Origin of the sequence: Geomonas paludis (assembly GCF_014193585.1) — a bacterium.
In the GTDB taxonomy this organism is placed as follows: domain Bacteria; phylum Desulfobacterota; class Desulfuromonadia; order Geobacterales; family Geobacteraceae; genus Geomonas; species Geomonas paludis.
This window is the reverse complement of the sequence record NZ_BLXY01000012.1, coordinates 60,541-78,767: the sequence shown is the minus strand read 5'-3', so window position 1 is coordinate 78,767 and position 18,227 is coordinate 60,541. Positions and strand designations below refer to the sequence as shown.

Genomic DNA, 18,227 nt, shown 5'->3' with positions numbered 1-18,227 from the left:
CTCCCTCGCGCGCGCCCCTACGGCATGCCTTTTGCCTTGTACTCCCCCATGACCTTTACGCTGCGCATACCCGGCCCGGGGCTTTTCCTGGGGCTCGTCACCATACTGCTCGCCTGCGCCCTGCCGCACAACGCCCTGGCGCAGCAGGAAAACCGCCTGTTGCGCATCGCGGTGCACCCCCGCCAGGGCTTCACCAGGGTCAACCTCTCCTTCCAGTCCCCCCCCGACTACACGCTGCGGGTCTTGCCCGGGCGGGTCAGGCTCGAGGTGCGCGGGGCAGACTCCCCCAGCTTCAAGAAACTGCGCGCCCTGAACGACAAGCAACTGGCCGGCATCACCACGACCGAAGTGCGCGGCGTGCTCAGCGTCTCCATCCCGCTGCGCGTGGCGGACCCCGGGGTCCAGGTGGTCTCCTGCGCCAACCCCAGCGTCCTGTCGCTGGACATAGGTCCCGGCGTGAAGCGTGCGGCGCGGGTGGACATCGCCCCGGGGCGCGAACCGATCCTCTCCGGGACCGAGCGCTTCGTGCGCGACTTCGACGCCGATCCCGGCGGGGTCCCCTTCGCCCCCACCGACGGCAAGGTGCTCAAGGGGCTCCTCCCCGAGGGGGAAGCGCTCCTGTTCCAGCAGGGGGAGAGCCTTTTGTACCGCGACCGGGCCGAGGAGGCGGTCAACGTCTTCTCCATGTTCACCAACAAGGCCACCGCTCCCAAGGCGCTGGCCTGCTACCGGCTGGGGGAGGCGCTGGAGCGGCTGGGGCGGCACCAGGATGCCCTCTCCTACTTCCGGCAGGGGGAGGGGCTGTGGCCCCAGTACCTGGAGCAGTCCCCGGAGCTTTTGCAGCCCTACTCCGAGGCGCTGGCCCGCACCGGCAACTTCCCCGCCGCCCGCGCCATGCTGCTGCGCCTCATGGAGCGCTACCTGGGCACCCCCTACCAGGCGGAGCTTTTGAACCGCCTGGCCGACCTCACCGAGCGCAACGGCCAGAAAGAGGCGGCCCTGGCCATGTACCGCAGCGTGGTGGTCTATTCGGCCGGGAGCCCCGCGGCGGGCAGGGCGCGCCTGAAGCTTGCCGACCGTGAACTGTTCACCCTCTCCCGCGACCGCTACCGGGAACTCTTGGCCAAGTACCAGGCGGTCTACCAGGAACCGGGGGACCCCGCCTCGCGCGACGAGGCCCTGTTCAAGATGACGCTGCTCCTCTCGCTGTACGCCTCACCGAAGGAGGCGCTGGAGACCGTGGTCACCTACGACCGGCGCTACCCGCGCGGCATCTTCAGCACCATCATCAAGAAGATGCGCGAGGAGATCCTCCTCCCCGTGTACCAGGAGACCGCCGCCGCTGGCAACGACCAGGGGCTGGTCCAACTCGCCCTGGACAACCGGGAGTACCTGGCCCGCTGCTTCGCCGACCCCGGCTTCGCCCCCAGGGTGTCCCAGGCCTTCGAGAAGACCGGCGCCACCGCCAAGGAACTGGAGCTCTTCGGTTACCTGCAGCAGAAGAACTGGGCCGCCGGGAGCGCGCCGTTCCTCATGGCCCGCATGGTGGACGACGCCGTCGCCCTGGGTAACGTGCCGCTGGCCGAGGCGACCGCCCGCGACTTCCTGGCCCGCTTCCCCCGCGACCCCAACCTGGGGCGGGTGCGCGAGCAGCTGGGGCGGCTTGCCTTCGAGCGGGGCGACCTCCCCGGCGCGGCGGCGCAACTCGCCTTCCTGGGGGGCAAGGGCGCCAGGGCGCAGCTGCCGGAGAGCGACTATTACCTGGGCAAGGCGCTTGCGGCCGCCAAGGATCACGGCGGCGCGGTGCGCAGCCTGTCCCGTTTCACGACCGCGGCCAAACGGGACGACCCGTTCCTCCCGGACGGCTACTTCACCCTGGCCACGGCGCTTGCCGCCGGCAAGGATTACCAGCGGGCCCTGGCGGCCTGCCAGGTGGGGGGGAGCATCGCCTCCGGCGAGATGAGCGGCCAGTTCCTCTACCAGACCGGTGAGCTGCAGCTGCAGCTGGGCGAGGTGCGCCAGGCCAGGGCGAGTTGGGACAAGGCGGCCGGGCTCGGGGGGACCTGGGGCAGGCTTGCCTCCGAGGCGCTCAACGACCTCAACTGGCGCATGAAGATCGCCGGCCAGCTCCCCTGACAGTGTCAAAAAGATGACCCGGTCTTGGCCCGTCGGCGTAACCTGCCGATAACACGGGCCGGCCGTGGGTGGTACGCCTTTTGCTGTTGCAGCTTGGCGACCAAGGAGGAAGAGATGCCAGTACAAGGAATATTCGGGACCACCGTGGAACTGCTGGGCAAGACCCTGGACCTGAGGGCGAAGCGCCAGACCATGATCTCGGCCAATCTCGCCAACGTGGAGACGCCGGGCTATACCAGCACCGACCTCTCCTTCGAGGGGCAGTTGAAGAGCGCCCTGAAGCAGGGCCCCGCTGCCGGTTCGGTGACCCACCCGCGTCACATCCCGCTCAAGGGGGCCTCCGCGGCCTCCCTGGAGAAGGTGCAGGGTGACGTGGTCGAGGTGAGCTCCCGCAACATGGCCCCCGACGGCAACGGCGTGGAGCTGGAGGCCGAGATGGGGCGTCTGGCCGAGAACCAGATCATGTACAACGCCAGCGTGCAGCTCCTCGCCAAGAAGTTCGAGGGGCTGAAGCAGGCCATAAGGGGTACCTTATAATGGACTTTTTCACTTCCATGGACATCAGCGCCTCGGCCCTCGCCGCCGAGCGCACCAGGATGAACCTGATCTCCTCCAACCTGGCCAACGTCAACTCCACCAGGACCGCGGAGGGGGGACCGTACCGGCGCAAGGACGCGGTGTTCACCGCCACCCCGGTGAAGGAAGGGAACTCCTTCGGCGCCGCGCTCTCCCGCGCCAACCAGGCCAGGAGCGTCCAGGTGACCCAGATCAACGAGGACCAGCGTCCCCCGCGGCTGCAGTACGAGCCGGGGCACCCGGACGCGGATGCCAACGGCTACGTGGCCTATCCCAACGTCAACGTGGTCGAGGAGATGGCGGACATGATCACGGCCAGCCGCAGCTACGAGGCGAACATAACGGCGACCAATGCAGCCAAGAGCATGGCCTTGAAGACGCTCGACCTGCTGCGCTAGGTAACGGAGGTTATACATGGAAATATCGGCACTTACCAAGGTAGGCGGACTCTCCCAGGCTTTTCCCGCCCAGGAGACGCAGGGCATCCAGGGGACGCAGGGCAACCCCACCGTCGGCTTCGGCAAGTTTCTGGAGGAGATGGTCTCCAAGGTGAACCAGCAGCAAGCCGCCGCGGACCAGTCGATCCAGGCGCTCGCCACCGGCGAGAGCAAGGGGCTGCACGAGGTGATGCTCGCGGTGGAAAAGGCGAGCGTCTCCTTCCAGATGCTGACCCAGGTGCGCAACAAGGCCGTCGAGGCGTACCAGGAGATCATGAGGATGCCGGTATAAAAGGCAGATTGAGATTAAGGTAAAGATTGAGAAGAGGCGTCCTCAACATCAGCGCCGGGCGGCTCAAGGCCGGCCAGGGTTTTTCTCAGTCTCAATCTCAGTCTTAATCTTTGTTTTGGAGACACCATGCCGGAAGGGCTTAAAAAACTGCTGGAACCTTTTCTCGCCATGTCGACCGGGAAGCGGATGGTCGTCGCGGGGGTCGCGCTCGCGTCGCTGCTCGCCTTCGCCGCGCTGATCACCGTGGCCAACAAGACCGACTACCGTCCGCTGTTCGCCAACCTGAACAGCGACGACGCCGGCGAGATTGTCAAAAAATTGAAAGAGCAGAAGGTCCCCTACCAGATCGCCGCCGACGGCAAGGCGATCCTGGTCCCCTCGGACAAGGTGTACGACCTGAGGCTCTCCATGGCCAGTGACGGGCTCCCCCAGGGGGGCGGCATCGGCTACGAGATCTTCGACCGCAAGAACTTCGGCATGACCGAGTTCGTGCAGAAGCTGAACTACCAGCGCGCCCTGCAGGGCGAACTGTCCCGCACCATCTCCCAGATCGCCGGCGTCGAGTCGGCACGGGTGCACCTGGCCATCCCCGAGAAGACCCTGTTCAAGGAGTCCGAGAAGCCGGCCACGGCGTCGGTGGTACTGAAGATGAAGTCGAACCGGATGCTGAGGGAGGGCGAGGTGCAGGGGATCGTGCACCTGGTCGCCTCGTCCATCGAGGGGATGGACCCTGAGCAGATCACCGTTCTCGACAGCCGGGGCAAGATGCTCTCCGGCAACACCCCCTCCGACCCGGCCAGCAAGCTGACCGGCTCGCGCCAGGAGACCCAGCGCAACTTCGAGAAGACCCAGGAGGACAAGCTGCAGTCGCTTCTGGACCGCGTGGTCGGCTCCGGCAAGTGCGTGGCGCGGGTCACCGCGAACTTCGACTTCAAGCAGGTTGAGAAGTACGAGGAGCGCTACGACCCGGAATCCGCCGCGGTCAGAAGCGAACAGAGAAGCGAGGAGAAGGGAGGCACCACGACCAGCGCCTCCGGCGTTCCCGGAGCGCAGACCAACCTCGGCCGCGCCCCCGGGGCGGCCCCCGGGCAGAGCGGCGGCGGCTCCAAGACCGACGAGACCCTGAACTACGAGGTGAGCCGCTCCACCGCCCGCATCATCGAGCCGGTGGGGGCGCTGTCCAAGGTGTCGGTGGCGGTGCTGGTGGACGGGAAATACGACCTTCCGGTGGGGGCGAAACCGGGTGCCACGCCCAAGTACCAGCCCCGCACCCCGGACGAGATGCAGAAGATCGAGGCGCTGGTGAAGAGCGCCGTCGGCTTCAACGCCGAGCGCGGCGACCAGGTCACCGTGGCCAACATCCCCTTCCAGGAGACCGGCGACGGCGGCAGCGAGGCGCCCAAGTGGTACGACGCCCCCGTCGTGCAGACCCTGATCAAGAACGGCCTGATCGGCCTGGGCTTCCTGGCCCTGATCCTGTTCGTGCTCCGGCCGCTGTTGAAGATGCTGAAGAGCGAGAGGCCCGCCACGTCGTTCCTCCCGGTGCAGGACGACGCGGAGACCGCCCACATGCTCGAGATGCAGAAGATCGCCCAGGAGAAGATGCGGGTGACCCAGATCGAGCTGGTGGAGAAGGTGAAGCAGGACCCCTACCAGGCCGCCCAGATCCTGCAGAACTGGCTGTCGCGCAAGGACTAGATGAGAACCATGACCTTTAGAGGTGCAGCATGACCGGAGCCGAGAAGGCCGCCGTACTCCTTTTATACTTGGGCCCCGAGGCGACCGCCAAGGTCTTCGGGCATATGGACGACGGCGACATCAAGCGGATCAGCCAGAGCATGTCCAAGCTCGGCCACGTACCGCGCGAGGAGATCGCCTCGGTGGTGGAGGAGTTCACCGACATCACCAATCCGGAGACCGGCTTCTTCTCCCAGGGGGAGGAGTTCGTCAAGAAGATCCTGGAGAAGGCCCTGGGGCCGCTGCGGGCGGAGACTCTGTTGCAGGAGATCCGCACCTCCGGCATCGGCGACATGGCCGACATCCTCTCCACCATGGACGCGCGTACCATCGCCAACTTCTTCTCCCAGGAACACCCGCAGACCATCGCCGTTGTGCTGGCAAAACTCAAGCCCAAGCAGACCAGCGAGATCATTGCCCTTCTGCCGCAGGAGCTGCAGGCCGAGGTGGTGATCCGGATCGCCGAGGTGGACCAGGTCTCCCCGGAGATCCTCTCCGAGATCGACGAGGTGATCCGGGTGGAGCTGACCGCCCTGGGCGGGGTGCAGCGCTTCAAGGTCGGCGGCGTGGAGAAGGTGGTGGACATGTTCGCGCACCTGGACCGCAGCCGCGAGAAGAAGATCCTGGACAAGCTGGACACCATGAACCCGCCGCTGGCCGAGGTGATCAGGAAGCACCTGTTCACCTTCGAGGACATCTTCAAGCTGGACGACCGCGCCATCCAGTCCATCATGCGCGAGGTCTCCAACGACACCCTGACCCTGGCCATGAAGACCTCGGTGGACGAGGTCAAGGACAAGATCTTCCGCAACATCTCCAGCCGCGCGGCCGAGATGATCAAGGAGGACCTGGAGGTCATGGGTCCGGTGCGCCTCTCCGACGTGGAGAAGGCCCAGAGCGAGATCATCAAGATCGTGCGCAAGATGGAGGAGGAAGGGAAGGTGGTCATCGCGGGACGCGGGGCGGAAGATGTCCTCGTCTAAGATCATCAGGAAGGGGGTGGACTCCGAGGCCTACACCCTGGAACCGCTGGGGGCGGTGCTGGTCCCCCCGGCCGGGCAGGAGGTGTTCCGCCCCATCCAGCTTGGCGGCGAGGAAGCCCCTCCGGTCGAGGAAGAAGAGGAACCCGAGGCCCCTCCCGCCGTGATCGCCGAGGACGAGGCCCTGAGAAGGATCCAGCAGGCGCACGCCGAGGGGATCAAGAAGGGGCGGCAGCAGGCCGAGGAGGACCTGGCCAAGGTGAGCGAGGCGCTGGCCCAGGCGCTTCTCTCCACCGGCGCCCTGCGCGCCCAGCTCATGCACGACGCGGAGGAGGACCTCTTAAAGCTCTCCGTGCTGATCGCGCGCAAGGTGATGATGCGCGAGCTCTCCCTGGACCCGGGGCTGGTCGCCGGCCTGGTGCACGGGGCGGTGGAGTTGGCCGCGGACGAAGGTGAGATCGTGGTGCGGCTGAACCCCGAGGAATACCAGGTGGTTGCCTACTCGCCGCAGTTCCAGGCGCTGACCCGGGACCGCAAGAAAATGACGCTGCGCGAGGACCCGACCCTGGGGCCGGCCAGCTGCCTGGTGGAGACGGTGCGCGGCAACATCGACGCCGGCCTGGACGCCCAGCTCGATGAGATCATGCGCCGGCTCTCCGAGGAGCGCAACGCGCGGCGGGAGGAAGAAGAAAGTGGGGATTGATCTGGCGCGCTACCTGCCGGTGGTCGAGGCGGCCAAGCCGGTGCGCTTTCACGGCAAGGTGACCCAGGTGGTCGGCCTGGTCATCGAGGGGTACTGCCCCGAGACCGCGGTGGGGAGCGTGTGCGAGGTGCACTCCGAGGGGCATCCCTCCATCCCCGCCGAGGTGGTCGGGTTCCGGGAGAACAAGACCCTGTTGATGCCGCTGGGCGAGCTGCGCGGCGTGGGACTGGGGAGCGTGATCTCGGTCCGGCGCGAGAAGGCGGCCATGGGGGTCGGCCCGGCCCTCTTGGGGCGGGTCATCGACGGCCTGGGCGAGCCTATCGACGACAAGGGGCCCATCGAGACCGTGGACGAGTACCCGATCTACGCGCTGCCGGTCAACCCGATGAAGAGGCGCCCGATAAGAAAGCCCCTGAACCTGGGCATCCGCCCCATCAACGGTCTTCTCACCTGCGGCGAGGGGCAGAGGGTCGGCATCATGGCCGGCTCCGGCGTCGGCAAGTCGACCCTTCTCGGCATGATCGCCCGTTACACCGAGGCCGACGTCAACGTGATCGCCCTGATCGGCGAGCGCGGCCGTGAGCTCAGGGAATTCATCGAGAAGGACCTGCAGGCGGAAGGACTCAGGAAATCGGTCGTGGTGGTGGCCACCTCGGATCAGCCCCCGCTGGTCAGGATGCGCGGCGCCTACATAGCGACCACCATCGCCGAGTACTTCCAGGCCCAGGGGAAGAAGGTGCTCCTGATGATGGACTCCGCCACCCGTTTCGCCATGGCGATGCGCGAGGTGGGGCTGGCCATCGGCGAGCCCCCCACCACCAAGGGGTACACCCCGAGCGTTTTCGCCGCGCTGCCGAGGCTTTTGGAGCGGACCGGCAACTTCCAGGGGGGGAGCATCACCGGCCTGTACACGGTCCTGGTCGAGGGGGACGACTTCAACGAGCCGATCTCCGACGCCATGCGCAGCATCCTGGACGGGCACATCATCCTGACCCGCGAGCTGGCGGCGCGCAACATCTATCCACCCATCGACCTCCTGAACAGCGCGAGCCGCGTCATGAGCGACGTGACCAGCCGGGAGCACCGCGCGCTGGCCGGGCAGTTCAAGGAGACCCTGGCCACCTACCGGCAGGCCGAGGACATGATCAACATCGGCGCCTACAAGGCGGGGAGCAATGCGAAGATCGATCTCGCCATAGCCCGGATGGACCAGATGATCGCCTACCTGAAGCAGGACGTGGCGGACCAGGTCACCTTCGAGGAATCGATCGAGGCGCTGGCCCGCATCTTCGGGGTAGGAAGCCTGAACGATTAGCAGACCGAAGCAAAGTTCTACGGTGTGGGCTTGCCCACCGTAGCCTTGGCGAAGGTGGGAGGAGCACACCATGGCAGGACAGGAATTCAGGCTCGAACAGGTGCTCAAGTTCCGCAAGGAAGTGGAAAAGATGCACCAGCTGGAACTCGCGGCGGCCAAGCAGCAGCACGAGAGCGCCAGGGAGCGGCTGAGGAACGAAAAGGCCATGATGGAGCAGCTGGAGCAGGAATGCGCCCAGCGGCAGATGACCGGAATCGAGGCCAAGGACCTGCAGCTCTACGGCGACTTCTCGCGCAGGAAGGCCCAGGAGATCCAGCAGTTGCGGGAGAGCCTGGTGGTGCTTGAGAAGGCGGTCCAGGAAAAGCGCGAGGCGCTTCTGGCCGCGGCCAAGGAGAAGAAGGCGCTCGAGGTCTTCAAGGAGAAGAAGATGCGCGACCTGCGCATGGAGCAGTTGAACCGGGAACGCGCTTTCCTGGACGAGATAGCGGTCCAGGGGAGGGGGCATAAGTGAAAAAGCTGATAGGCGCGCTGGTGCTGCTCGTGGCCCTGCCGCTGTTATGGAACGAACGCCAGGTGTTTATCGCCCAGGCGGCCGAGGTGAAGAATCCGCCCCGGAACATCTCCAGCGAGAGCGCGGCCCTGGAGGCCAAGCGGCAGCAGCTGGCGCAGAAGGAGGCGGCGTTGGCCGCCAAGGAAGCGGCCCTGAACCAGCTCTCCGCCAAGCTGGACGCCCGGGTGGCGGAGCTGAACGCGGCCAAGAAGGGGATCGAGGAGTCGCTCACCGCCAAGAAGAAGCAGGACGACGACCGCTACAAGAAGATGATCAAGATCTACAAGGGGCTCAAACCGGAGGAGGCGGGCAACCTGCTCAACAAGCTGGACGAGAAGATGGTGATCCAGATGTTGAACCAGATGGACCAGAAGACCGCCGTCAAGCTGATCCCCTTCATCAACCAGCCCCGGGTCCTGGAGTGGACCAGGCTGAACCTGGCCGGGAAGTGACCCGGGCTGACCTCACTGTGAACCGCCGCTCGCCGCGGCGGATTCCGGCCGGCTGCGTATCGGCGCAGCCGTATTTCAGGCAAAAGGAGGTGACACGTACATGATGGTTCAAAACGCAGCATTCATTCCAGACGCCATCCCGGCCCCAGCGGCGCAAAGCGGGATGGCAAGCGCAGCGGCAGCCCCCGGTGCGGGGGTGTTCCAGCAGCTGCTGCAGGGGAGGCAGACCCCGGACAAACCCGCCGAGACGCCGGCACGGCCGACGCCTGAGCGTCCGGCAAAATCCTCTGCCCATGCCCAAAAGGCCGACGACAAGGCCCGTCCGGCACAGGCGCAGGAAAGCCACGCGCAGGTCGGGGAGAAAGCGACCCCTGCGGCACAGGCTTCGGCCACGGCCAAGGCAGCGGTCGACGTCAAGCAGCAGGCCCGCAAGGCCGACCCGGACCAGGACGCGGCGCCAGCGGTGCAGGACCCGGCCGCCCAGGCCGCCGGGAACGTGGCGCAAAACGCGGGGACGGAACCGGCACCGCCGGCAACCGTTGCCGGGGAGGGAGCAACGATGGCAACCGGGACGGTCCCGGAAGCGCAACCCGATCCGAACCCGGGATTGGTCGTGGCCATGGCCGTGATCGAGCCCACGGTGGCGGCAAGGAGCGAAGAGACCAACGCGGCGGCAGGCACCACCGCGCTGGAAAGGCTCGCCACCCTGCAGCAGCGCATGCAGCCGGACGCGGCACCGGTGACCACACCGGAGACGGCGCCGGTAACGGCAGGCGCAGGCAAGGCACAACCGGAGCTGCCGCAGCAGGCAGCGCAACCGCAGCAACCGCAGCAAACGCAGCAAACGCAGCAACAGACCGCCACCGGCAGCACCGGCAGCCAACCCGGCCAGAAGGTCGAGCAGGCACAGCTCTCCCCGGCACCGGGGAAAGTCCAGGTGGTCCCTTCGACGGGCGCAACAGAAGGAGCGCAGGTTGAGACGCCCCAGGCGCAGGTTGCGCCCGTAGCGGGCGAGCGGCAGCAAGCCCCGGTCCTGCCGGAGGCCGCCAAAACAGCGGTAACGCCCGATCAGACCGTGGCAGCCACCCATCTGGCCGCCAAGGAAACCGGCGCGGGGCGCTTCGTGGCCATGCCGGTCAGGACCCAGGCCGAGCCCGCAGCGGTAACCGATGCCGCAACCGCGGCGACGGCGCAGGAGCAAGCGCCGGCGCAGCAGGACCAGGCAGTAACGCAGACCACAGCAGCACAGCAGGATGCGACCCCGCAACTGCAGACCCCGGCTCCTGAAACGGCCGCCATGGCGAACCCCGACAGCAAAGGCGCCACGGTCCGTGAGACCAAGCCCGAGGCGGCAGCGCCCCAGGTGAAGGTGCAACCGGAACAGCAGGGAGAAACGGCAGCGGTATCCCAAGGGCAGGCCGGCCAGGTCGAGCAGGCGGCACAACCGCAGCGTAAGGACGCACACCAGGCCGAAGCCGTGACCGGGAAGCAGGTGCGGGAAGCGGTGCAGGCCCAGCAGGTAAACGTGGCCAAACCTTCGGGTGAGGACGTTTCCGGCACCAAGAGTGCAACGACGGCCACTGTCAACACCGTGTCCGAACTGGGGGCGGCGCGCGATGCCTCGGGCACCCAGGGCGAGCAGGGACAGTCGCACCAGAAAGGGCAGGAAAATCAGAACGGCCAGATGCTGGGCGTGGGACTGACGGCGCAGGGGACCCCGGCGGAAGCGGTACCGGGCGAAACCAGGCTGTCCGGCGCCAAGGGCCAGCTGCACGAAAGCATCCTCTCCCAGATTAGGGAAGGGGTGGTGACCCACGACGGCAAGGGGAACGGCCAGATGAGCATCAGGCTGAACCCGGGCGAGCTGGGCGAGTTGAAGATCCAGCTGCGCATGGACAACAACCGGCTCAACGTGGAGGTCCAGGCGGACAACCGCATGGTCAAGGACCTCTTGATGAGCAACCTCGACTCGCTGCGCGAGGCCCTTTCCGGGAAGAACCTCACCATGGAAGGGTTCAACGTCTCTACCGGCGGTGGCGGGTTCAACGGCCCCCTCAACGAGGAGCGGGGCAACCAGCGGCAGCAACAGCCCCAGAGATTCGCCAGGGGCGCAGGTTACGACGGTCAGGATGCACCCCGGGTCAATTATCTGACAGCCGAGGTCAACAGCCTGCTCGACGTACGATTCTGACAAGGAGGTAAGGATGATAACCGACGCAACATCCGCAGCAACCACGGCCTCGGCCGCGGCCGCGATGAAAAAGGCGACGGGCATGAACAAGGACGACTTCCTGAAGCTGTTCGTGACCCAGCTGCAGAACCAGGACCCCCTGAATCCCCAGGACGGAACCCAGTTCATCTCGCAGCTCGCCCAGCTCACCCAGGTCGAGCAGGCCTACAACACCAACACCAACCTGCAGAACCTGCTGAGCCAGGGGAGCAATGCCGGCACCTTGGCGGCGGTATCGCTGATCGGCAAGCAGGTGGAGGCGGCCGGCTCACAGGTGGAACTCGCCTCGGGGAGCAGCAGCGCCATCAACTACAACCTGGGGAGGAGCGCGCAAAGCGTGACGGTTTCCATCCTCGATGCCAACGGCAAGGTGGTCAAGACCATCACCGGCGGCGCCCAGAACTCGGGCAACAACAGCGTCACTTGGGACGGCACCGACAACTCCGGCGCTGCCCTCACCCCGGGCGCCTACAGCTTCACCGTCTCCGCCAAGGATGCGGCGGGTAGCGCCATCAGCGCCACCGGCCTGGTGCGGGGCAAGGTGAACGGCGTCGACATGTCCGGCAGCACCCCGGTGCTTTCCATCGGGGCATTGAAAGTAAACCTGACCGATGTCAACTCGGTGACCGAGGGAGCCTAAGATGATCGACAACAGCATCTTGTTTCCCCAACCGATCCAGGCGCCGGTCAAGCCGAACCAAAACGGCGCCAAGCCGGCCGCCAAGAGCACGGGCAGCAGTACCCCGTTCGCCCAGGTCCTGGACCAGAAACTGCCGGGGCAGCCGGTCAGGCTCTCCCAGCACGCCCAGGAACGGCTCAAGTCCCGCGGCATCACCCTCTCCGACGCCGACATGAAGCAGCTGGAAGGGGCGGTGGACAGCGTGGCGCAAAAGGGTGGCCGGGAATCGCTGATCCTGATGGGCGACGCGGCCCTGGTGGTGAGCGTCAAAAACCGGACAGTGGTGACCGCCATGGATCGTCAGGGGATGAAGGGGACCGTTTTCACCAACATCGATTCGGCAGTTTTTTTCTAACCGCAAACGACAACTGAAACGGGCTGGCCCTCCAGAAGGAAAGCCCGCGGGACACCGACCGACTGAGGAGTCCCACAACCAAGCCTAAGGAGGCAAAAAAATGAGTGTTACTTCCGCATTGTTTACCGGCGTTACCGGTCTGCTGCAAAACGGCGAAGCGATGAACGTCATCGGCAACAACATCTCCAACGTCAACACCGTGGGGTTCAAGGGGGCCAGGACCCTCTTCTCCGACATGCTCTCCCAGAACATCGGCGGCGGCTCCCAGATCGGCAAGGGCGTGCAGATGCAGGTGGTGCAGAACGTGTTCAGCCAGGGCTCGACCCAGAGCTCCGAGAACGTGACCGACCTCGCCATCCAGGGGAACAGCTTCTTCGCCCTCGCTCCGCCGACCGCTACCGTGCCGGTGGCGGCGCAAAGCTCCGCCTTCCTGTCCCGTGCCGGCGCCTTCCAGGTGGACAACAACCTGACCCTGGTCAACCCGGACGGCTACCAGGTGCTGGACACCCAGGGTAACCCGATCAAGTTTCTGAACTCCGGCGCCGCCCCGACCACCGACTTCGGCAAGATCATCAGCATCGACAACTCCGGCCTGATCACCTATCTCGCCACCGACGGCATCACCCAGAACTACTACAACACCTCCGGCGCCGTCGGCGTCGCCGCCACCCCTGCCAACGCCGCCACCGTGCAGCGCCTGGCCGTGGTCACCGCTTCCGACCCGACCGCGCTGACCAAACAAGGGGGCTCGCTGTACCAGGCCACCGCCGACGCCGGCGTCTCCGGGGCCGGCTTCTCCCTGGCCGCCAACAAGCCCAACGGCGTCAGCGAGAAGATCCTCTCCAACACCCTCGAGCAGAGCAACGTGGACATGGCGAGCGAATTCGTCAAGATGATCATCACGCAGAGGGCCTACTCCGCCAACTCCAAGACCATCACCACCACGGACCAGATGACGCAGGAAGTCCTGCAACTGATCCGCTAACGGCAGCAGGGGGCGCGGCGCACGCCGCGCCCCTCATCCTTGCCGTGTCAAAGGCGCCCCCGGCGTCGAAGCTCTGACACCGGCCCCGCCGGCCGGATCTCCGACCCGCACCGGCACAAGCACCGCCGGTTCCGGGCGTCACGGCACCGGTGCGCCCGGTTCACCCGTTTTTTCCCGGTGATCCGCGCATACCGGGACATGAGCACTCAGGGCACCCCCTTCCTTGACGGGAGGGGGGACCAATAGCAGTTCTCCCTGTAATCCACTCAAGGGCCCTTTCTTCCCGCCCGGGCCCCCCGTGCGCCCTCTGGCCGGGCCGTGTCGAGGTTCCGTCGCCCCCGCATGCGGGTCAAAAAGTTGACCCCGTCCTTTTTTTACCCCTCTCCCCCCACCGTCGGCAATATCTGCGCTGACCATGCAAGATTCCGTAACATAACGATTTACCCGCCCCTTTTCGCCCCCCGGCAACGGCTCCTCAAGGCATATCTGGCGCGGTGCTACGGATCTGGCACTTGGGTTGCAAGGTGGTTCAGATCGAATACACCAGCTTGAGCTGTTTCAAAAAGGAGAACCCAGCATGGCCGAACCGGCGAAGCCGCAAGAGACCCCGGAAAAGAACAACAAGAAGCTCTTCATCATCATCGGCGCCGTGGTAGCGGTCCTTGCCATCGGAGGGGCGGCAGCCTTCTTCATGGGGGGGAGCAAGAAGGAAAAGGCGCCCGAAGGGGCCAAGGTGGAAGCCAAGGCGGAAGGGGGCGGCGAGCACGGCGCGCCCGCCAAGGGAGGCGAGGGGGCGGCTGCCGGCGGCGGCACCGTCTATCCCCTGGAGCCTTTCATCGTCAACATCTACGACGGCCAGGAGCTGCGTTACCTGAAGCTCAAGGTCGAATTCGAGATGGCCAACCCGCAGGCGAAGGCAGAGCTCGATGCCAAGCTCGCCCCGCTGCGTGACGCCATCCTGATCCTTCTGACCACCAAGACCATGCAGGAGATCCAGGACCTGCAGGGGAAAAACCAGCTGCGCGAGCAGATCCTGGCGGCGGTCTCCAAGGTGGTCCCGCCCAGCAAGGTGACCAAGGTTTACTTCACTGACTTCGTGGTGCAGTAAAAGGTGCCATCGATGGAAAAGCTCCTTACCAAGGAAGAGATCGACGCCCTCGTGGCGGCCGTTTTCGACGGGACCCTGGTCCCCGACAACGAGCTGGCCAAGGCCGGGCCCCAGGCGCAGCAGTTCGACCTGCTCGACATCGAGGCCCACCGCGCCATCCCGAACCTGGACATCGTCTACGACGGCTTCATCCGCTACAACCGCGTCACCATGTCGAACCGGCTGGGGCGCATGGTGGATATCAAGAAGGAGGAGGCGGTCCCCTACAAGTTCGGGGATTTCCTGAGCGTGCTCCCGTCCCCGGTCTGCATGGCCATCTACAAGATGGACCCGTTGAAGGGGGCGGCGCTGATCGCCTTCGACAGCACCCTGGTGTTCACCATCGTGGACAGCATCCTCGGCGGGTCGGGCGTGCCGTCGGGGCAGGGGATGAACCGGCTCTTCACCTCCATCGAACTGCGCCTGGTGGAGAAGATCGTCAAGGACGCGCTGGCCGACCTGGAGCGTGCCTGGGCGCCGCTCTGTCCGGCCAGCATGAACCTTTTGCGCCTGGAGATGAACCCGCGCCTGGTCAACATCGTCCCCCCGGAGTACCAGGTGGTCACCATGAGCATGAAGATCCAGATCGAGGAGACCGTGGGCAACATGATCCTCGCCATCCCGTTTCTGACCATCGAGCCGATCCGCGACAAGCTGAAGCGCGGCGTGCAGATGGACATGATGGTGGTGGATCCCCTCTGGTCCTACCGTCTCTCCGAGGAACTCATGGGTGCGCCCATGGACATGTCGGTGGAGATGGGGGGCGCGACCATATCGCTGGCGGACCTGATGGGACTCACCCCCGGCGACGTGATCATGCTCGACTCCAGCGGCAAGGACGAACTGGTGGTGAAGGTGGGGGGGACTAAGAAGTTTATGGGAATTGCCGGGGTAAGCGGCGGCAACAAGGCAGTACAGATCACCCGCACCCTGACAGGAGGTGAAGATTGAGCGAAAAACTCGCTTTAGACGAACAGAAGGAAGTTCCGCAGCCGAAGAACCTGGACTTCATCATGGACATCCCGCTGCAGCTCACGGTGGAGCTGGGGCGGACCAAGCTCCTGGTGCGGGACGTGCTGCAACTGAACCAGGGCTCGGTGGTGGAGCTGACCAAGCTCGCGGGCGAGCCGCTGGACGTCTTCGTGAACTCCAAGCTGGTGGCGCGCGGCGAGGCGGTGGTGGTGAACGACAAGTTCGGCATCCGGCTCCTGGACATCGTGAGCCCCAACGAGAGGGTGGACAAGGTGCTATGAGAAAGCTCGCGGCGGTGACAACGGCGGCGTTGCTCCTCCCGGCGGCGGCCCATGCCGACAGCGGCGGCCCCGACCTGGTGGGGAGCCTGGCGCAGATGGCGGGATCGCTGATCCTGGTGATCGGCATCATCCTGATCCTGTACTACCTGGCCGGCAAGCTCATGAAGATGCCGCAGGGGAAGTCGGCGGGGTACATCCGCGTGGTGGAGACCAAGCACCTGGCCCCCAAGAAGTCGCTGATGCTGGTCGAGGTGGGTGGCGAATACCTGCTCCTGTCCAACAGCGGCGAAGGGGTGAGCCTGATCAAGCAGGTGGAGATGCTGGAAGAGATCGAGGTGGTCGAGGAGAAAAGCGCCGCGGCGCTCATCCCGGGCCAGCTCAGGAAGAAGCTGGAGGCTCTCGCCGGCGGGCTCCCCCGTAAGGAGGCGCCGCTTGGGCAACTCGGCAAAAGCGGTGGGTTTGCGTGAAACATAAAAAGATACTGGGGGCGCTGCTCCTGGTGGCTCTATCCCTGATACTGGCGGCGACCGCGGGCGCGGAGCCGCTTTCCCTTCCCACGGTCAGCGTCGGGGTCGGCAAGGTCAGCAAGCCGGCCGACGTCTCCGTGGTGCTGCAGATCTTCTTCGTGATGACCATCATCTCGCTGGCGCCGAGCCTGCTGATGATGACCACCTCCTTCACCCGCATCGTCGTGGTGCTCTCCTTTCTCCGGTCGGCGCTGGGGACCCAGCAGGCCCCCTCCAACCAGATCGTGGTGGGGCTGTCGCTGTTTCTCACCTTCTTCATCATGGCCCCGGTCTGGCAGCAGGTGAACACCCAGGCGCTGCAGCCGTACAAGGCGCAGACCATCACCCAGGAGGAGGCCCTGAAGCGCGGCGTGGCGCCCCTGAGGAAGTTCATGCTGTCGCAGGTGCGCGAGAAGGACCTGGGCCTGTTCATCAGCCTCTCCAAGCTCCCCAGGCCGCGCAACGCCGACGACATCCCGACCATGACGCTCATTCCCGCCTACATGGTGAGCGAGCTGAAGACCGCGTTCCAGATCGGCTTTTTGATCTTCATCCCGTTCCTGGTGCTGGACATGGTGGTCGCCTCGGTGCTCATGTCCATGGGTATGATGATGCTGCCGCCGGTGATGATATCGCTCCCCTTCAAGATTCTCTTGTTCGTGCTGGTGGACGGCTGGGGACTGGTCATCGGATCGCTGGTGAAGAGCTTCGGATAGCCGGTTCCGGCTTTGGGTGGACCCGGTGGACCACGTGGACGAAGAAGTGGACCCGGAAAAAGATAGTATGGGCTGGTGACGGTGTGAGGCGCTGCGCGCCTTCAATCGATAGGAGTTGGTATGACCCCGGAAATGGTAGTTCAACTGGGCAGGAGAAGCTTCGAGGCGGTGATACTGCTGTCGGCGCCCTTGCTCATCTGCGCCCTGGTGGTGGGCCTGCTCATCAGCATCTTCCAGGCGGTGACCTCGATCAACGAGGCGACGCTCGCCTTCGCTCCCAAGATCATCGCGGTCATGGTGGCCATGGTCATCTTCTTCCCCTGGATGATGATGTACATGAGCGACTTCACCCACGAGATCTACGGCATGATCGCCAACATGAGGCATTAGGTGTTCGACGCCCTCCCGCTCAAGGCCCTGGCCGACCTGATCCCCTTCGCCCTGGTCCTGGCCCGGGTCGCGGCGCTGTTCATGGCCATCCCGATGTTCGGCGCCCGCCTGGTCCCCAACCGCATCAAGGTGGCGCTCATCTTCGCCATGGCGCTGGTCATCTTCCCCATCATCCGGCTGAAGGCCGTCCCCGTCGAGACCGACTCCCTCTCCCTGATGATCCTGGTGCTGCGCGAAACGCTGGTAGGGCTCACGCTGGGGGCGATCTCGCAGTTCGTCTTCGCCGCGGTGGAGTTCGGCGGTCAGCTGGTGGGGACCCAGATGGGCATCTCCATCGCCGCCCAGTTCGACCCGACCACCCAGAACAACGTCCCCACCATGGCCATCTTCGAGGGGGTGCTGGCCACCCTGATCTTCCTCGCCCTCGACGTGCACCACTTCTTCATCAAGGGGATCGTGGAGAGCTACCAGCTCATTCCCTTGGGAGCCTGGCACGTGAGCGGCGGGCTGCTGAAATTCCTGATCGAGACCAGCACCGGCATCTTCGTCATCGCCCTCAAGCTGGCGGCGCCGGTCTCGGTGGCGCTCCTGGCCACCACGGTGGCGCTGGGGATCGTGGCGCGCAGCTTCCCGGCCATGAACGTCTTCATGGTCAGCATGCCGCTCAACATCGGCATCGGCTTCCTGATCCTCGGCATCACGCTGCCGGTGTTCCTGCGCGTCCTTAACGGCAGCTTCGGTGCGTTCGTGCAGCAGATGCACACCCTGTTCAAACTGCTCGCCTAGGC

Annotated in this window: 21 protein-coding genes; all 21 read left to right on the top strand. The window is 65.3% G+C overall.

All coding sequences use genetic code 11. The annotated features are described in order from the left end of the window. Positions 1-48: 48 nt before the first annotated feature. The 21 genes from H7687_RS18585 to fliR all read left to right on the top strand — a co-directional run bounded on the left by H7687_RS18585 (position 49) and on the right by fliR (position 18,225). On the top strand, positions 49-2,136 hold the full coding sequence (locus H7687_RS18585) for a tetratricopeptide repeat protein (protein ID WP_183350174.1): 2,088 nt from the start codon (positions 49-51) through the stop codon (positions 2,134-2,136). Positions 2,137-2,250: 114 nt separating this feature from the next. After that, the gene (gene flgB / locus H7687_RS18580; protein ID WP_183350172.1) at positions 2,251-2,673 is read left to right on the top strand and encodes a flagellar basal body rod protein FlgB; all 423 of its coding nucleotides are present in this window, start codon (positions 2,251-2,253) and stop codon (positions 2,671-2,673) included. Continuing rightward, the gene (gene flgC, locus H7687_RS18575) at positions 2,673-3,110 is read left to right on the top strand and encodes a flagellar basal body rod protein FlgC (RefSeq protein ID WP_183350170.1); all 438 of its coding nucleotides are present in this window, start codon (positions 2,673-2,675) and stop codon (positions 3,108-3,110) included. Before flgB ends, flgC begins: the two co-directional genes overlap by 1 nt. Before the next feature lie 16 nt (positions 3,111-3,126). Then, positions 3,127-3,441: a flagellar hook-basal body complex protein FliE gene (fliE, locus tag H7687_RS18570; protein WP_183350168.1), complete on the top strand. Its 315-nt coding sequence runs from the start codon at positions 3,127-3,129 to the stop codon at positions 3,439-3,441. 126 nt (positions 3,442-3,567) lie between these two features. After that, the gene (gene fliF / locus H7687_RS18565; protein WP_183350166.1) at positions 3,568-5,139 is read left to right on the top strand and encodes a flagellar basal-body MS-ring/collar protein FliF; all 1,572 of its coding nucleotides are present in this window, start codon (positions 3,568-3,570) and stop codon (positions 5,137-5,139) included. 29 nt (positions 5,140-5,168) lie between these two features. Beyond that, the gene (gene fliG, locus H7687_RS18560) at positions 5,169-6,161 is read left to right on the top strand and encodes a flagellar motor switch protein FliG (RefSeq protein WP_183350163.1); all 993 of its coding nucleotides are present in this window, start codon (positions 5,169-5,171) and stop codon (positions 6,159-6,161) included. Further along, positions 6,148-6,861: a FliH/SctL family protein gene (locus H7687_RS18555; protein ID WP_183350161.1), complete on the top strand. Its 714-nt coding sequence runs from the start codon at positions 6,148-6,150 to the stop codon at positions 6,859-6,861. The genes fliG and H7687_RS18555 overlap by 14 nt, the downstream gene beginning before the upstream one ends. Next, entirely contained in the window at positions 6,851-8,176 is a 1,326-nt protein-coding gene (gene fliI / locus H7687_RS18550; RefSeq protein ID WP_183350159.1) for a flagellar protein export ATPase FliI, read from the top strand. Before H7687_RS18555 ends, fliI begins: the two co-directional genes overlap by 11 nt. Before the next feature lie 70 nt (positions 8,177-8,246). After that, positions 8,247-8,687 (top strand): flagellar export protein FliJ, encoded by a 441-nt coding sequence (fliJ, locus tag H7687_RS18545; RefSeq protein ID WP_183350157.1) that lies wholly within the window; start codon positions 8,247-8,249, stop codon positions 8,685-8,687. Beyond that, complete coding sequence (locus tag H7687_RS18540; protein WP_183350155.1) at positions 8,684-9,178, top strand: MotE family protein; 495 nt, start codon at positions 8,684-8,686, stop codon at positions 9,176-9,178. The genes fliJ and H7687_RS18540 overlap by 4 nt, the downstream gene beginning before the upstream one ends. A gap of 100 nt (positions 9,179-9,278) precedes the next feature. Beyond that, entirely contained in the window at positions 9,279-11,369 is a 2,091-nt protein-coding gene (locus tag H7687_RS18535) for a flagellar hook-length control protein FliK (RefSeq protein ID WP_183350153.1), read from the top strand. Between the two features lie 13 nt (positions 11,370-11,382). Then, complete coding sequence (locus tag H7687_RS18530) at positions 11,383-12,048, top strand: flagellar hook assembly protein FlgD (RefSeq protein ID WP_183350151.1); 666 nt, start codon at positions 11,383-11,385, stop codon at positions 12,046-12,048. A 1-nt stretch (position 12,049) separates the two neighbouring features. Further along, a complete protein-coding gene (locus tag H7687_RS18525; protein ID WP_183350149.1) occupies positions 12,050-12,442 on the top strand; it encodes a TIGR02530 family flagellar biosynthesis protein in 393 nt (130 codons plus the stop codon). A gap of 100 nt (positions 12,443-12,542) precedes the next feature. Further along, a complete protein-coding gene (locus H7687_RS18520) occupies positions 12,543-13,427 on the top strand; it encodes a flagellar hook-basal body protein (RefSeq protein ID WP_183350147.1) in 885 nt (294 codons plus the stop codon). Between the two features lie 577 nt (positions 13,428-14,004). Next, positions 14,005-14,535: a flagellar basal body-associated FliL family protein gene (locus tag H7687_RS18515; protein WP_183350145.1), complete on the top strand. Its 531-nt coding sequence runs from the start codon at positions 14,005-14,007 to the stop codon at positions 14,533-14,535. Positions 14,536-14,547: 12 nt separating this feature from the next. Then, a complete protein-coding gene (gene fliM / locus H7687_RS18510; RefSeq protein WP_183350143.1) occupies positions 14,548-15,525 on the top strand; it encodes a flagellar motor switch protein FliM in 978 nt (325 codons plus the stop codon). After that, positions 15,522-15,827 (top strand): flagellar motor switch protein FliN, encoded by a 306-nt coding sequence (gene fliN, locus H7687_RS18505; protein WP_183350141.1) that lies wholly within the window; start codon positions 15,522-15,524, stop codon positions 15,825-15,827. The genes fliM and fliN overlap by 4 nt, the downstream gene beginning before the upstream one ends. After that, positions 15,824-16,294 (top strand): flagellar biosynthetic protein FliO, encoded by a 471-nt coding sequence (fliO, locus tag H7687_RS18500; protein ID WP_183350139.1) that lies wholly within the window; start codon positions 15,824-15,826, stop codon positions 16,292-16,294. The genes fliN and fliO overlap by 4 nt, the downstream gene beginning before the upstream one ends. Continuing rightward, complete coding sequence (gene fliP, locus H7687_RS18495; RefSeq protein ID WP_246404997.1) at positions 16,291-17,049, top strand: flagellar type III secretion system pore protein FliP; 759 nt, start codon at positions 16,291-16,293, stop codon at positions 17,047-17,049. Before fliO ends, fliP begins: the two co-directional genes overlap by 4 nt. Before the next feature lie 120 nt (positions 17,050-17,169). Continuing rightward, positions 17,170-17,439, top strand: a complete 270-nt coding sequence (gene fliQ / locus H7687_RS18490) for a flagellar biosynthesis protein FliQ (protein WP_183350136.1) — start codon at positions 17,170-17,172, stop codon at positions 17,437-17,439. Beyond that, positions 17,440-18,225, top strand: coding sequence for a flagellar biosynthetic protein FliR (gene fliR, locus H7687_RS18485; protein ID WP_183350134.1), 786 nt, complete (start codon positions 17,440-17,442; stop codon positions 18,223-18,225). The last annotated feature ends 2 nt before the right edge of the window (positions 18,226-18,227 follow it).

Bases quoted from the DNA above. Each gene is read 5' to 3' on its own strand.
- fliE (WP_183350168.1), top strand. From the start codon at position 3,127: ATGGAAATATCGGCACTTACCAAGGTAGGCGGACTCTCCCAGGCTTTT.
- H7687_RS18520 (WP_183350147.1), top strand. From the start codon at position 12,543: ATGAGTGTTACTTCCGCATTGTTTACCGGCGTTACCGGTCTGCTGCAA.
- fliQ (WP_183350136.1), top strand. From the start codon at position 17,170: ATGACCCCGGAAATGGTAGTTCAACTGGGCAGGAGAAGCTTCGAGGCG.
- flgC (WP_183350170.1), top strand. From the start codon at position 2,673: ATGGACTTTTTCACTTCCATGGACATCAGCGCCTCGGCCCTCGCCGCC.
- fliO (WP_183350139.1), top strand. From the start codon at position 15,824: ATGAGAAAGCTCGCGGCGGTGACAACGGCGGCGTTGCTCCTCCCGGCG.
- flgB (WP_183350172.1), top strand. From the start codon at position 2,251: ATGCCAGTACAAGGAATATTCGGGACCACCGTGGAACTGCTGGGCAAG.
- fliG (WP_183350163.1), top strand. From the start codon at position 5,169: ATGACCGGAGCCGAGAAGGCCGCCGTACTCCTTTTATACTTGGGCCCC.
- fliF (WP_183350166.1), top strand. From the start codon at position 3,568: ATGCCGGAAGGGCTTAAAAAACTGCTGGAACCTTTTCTCGCCATGTCG.
- fliM (WP_183350143.1), top strand. From the start codon at position 14,548: ATGGAAAAGCTCCTTACCAAGGAAGAGATCGACGCCCTCGTGGCGGCC.
- H7687_RS18555 (WP_183350161.1), top strand. From the start codon at position 6,148: ATGTCCTCGTCTAAGATCATCAGGAAGGGGGTGGACTCCGAGGCCTAC.
- H7687_RS18530 (WP_183350151.1), top strand. From the start codon at position 11,383: ATGATAACCGACGCAACATCCGCAGCAACCACGGCCTCGGCCGCGGCC.
- fliJ (WP_183350157.1), top strand. From the start codon at position 8,247: ATGGCAGGACAGGAATTCAGGCTCGAACAGGTGCTCAAGTTCCGCAAG.
- H7687_RS18585 (WP_183350174.1), top strand. From the start codon at position 49: ATGACCTTTACGCTGCGCATACCCGGCCCGGGGCTTTTCCTGGGGCTC.
- H7687_RS18515 (WP_183350145.1), top strand. From the start codon at position 14,005: ATGGCCGAACCGGCGAAGCCGCAAGAGACCCCGGAAAAGAACAACAAG.
- H7687_RS18525 (WP_183350149.1), top strand. From the start codon at position 12,050: ATGATCGACAACAGCATCTTGTTTCCCCAACCGATCCAGGCGCCGGTC.
- H7687_RS18535 (WP_183350153.1), top strand. From the start codon at position 9,279: ATGATGGTTCAAAACGCAGCATTCATTCCAGACGCCATCCCGGCCCCA.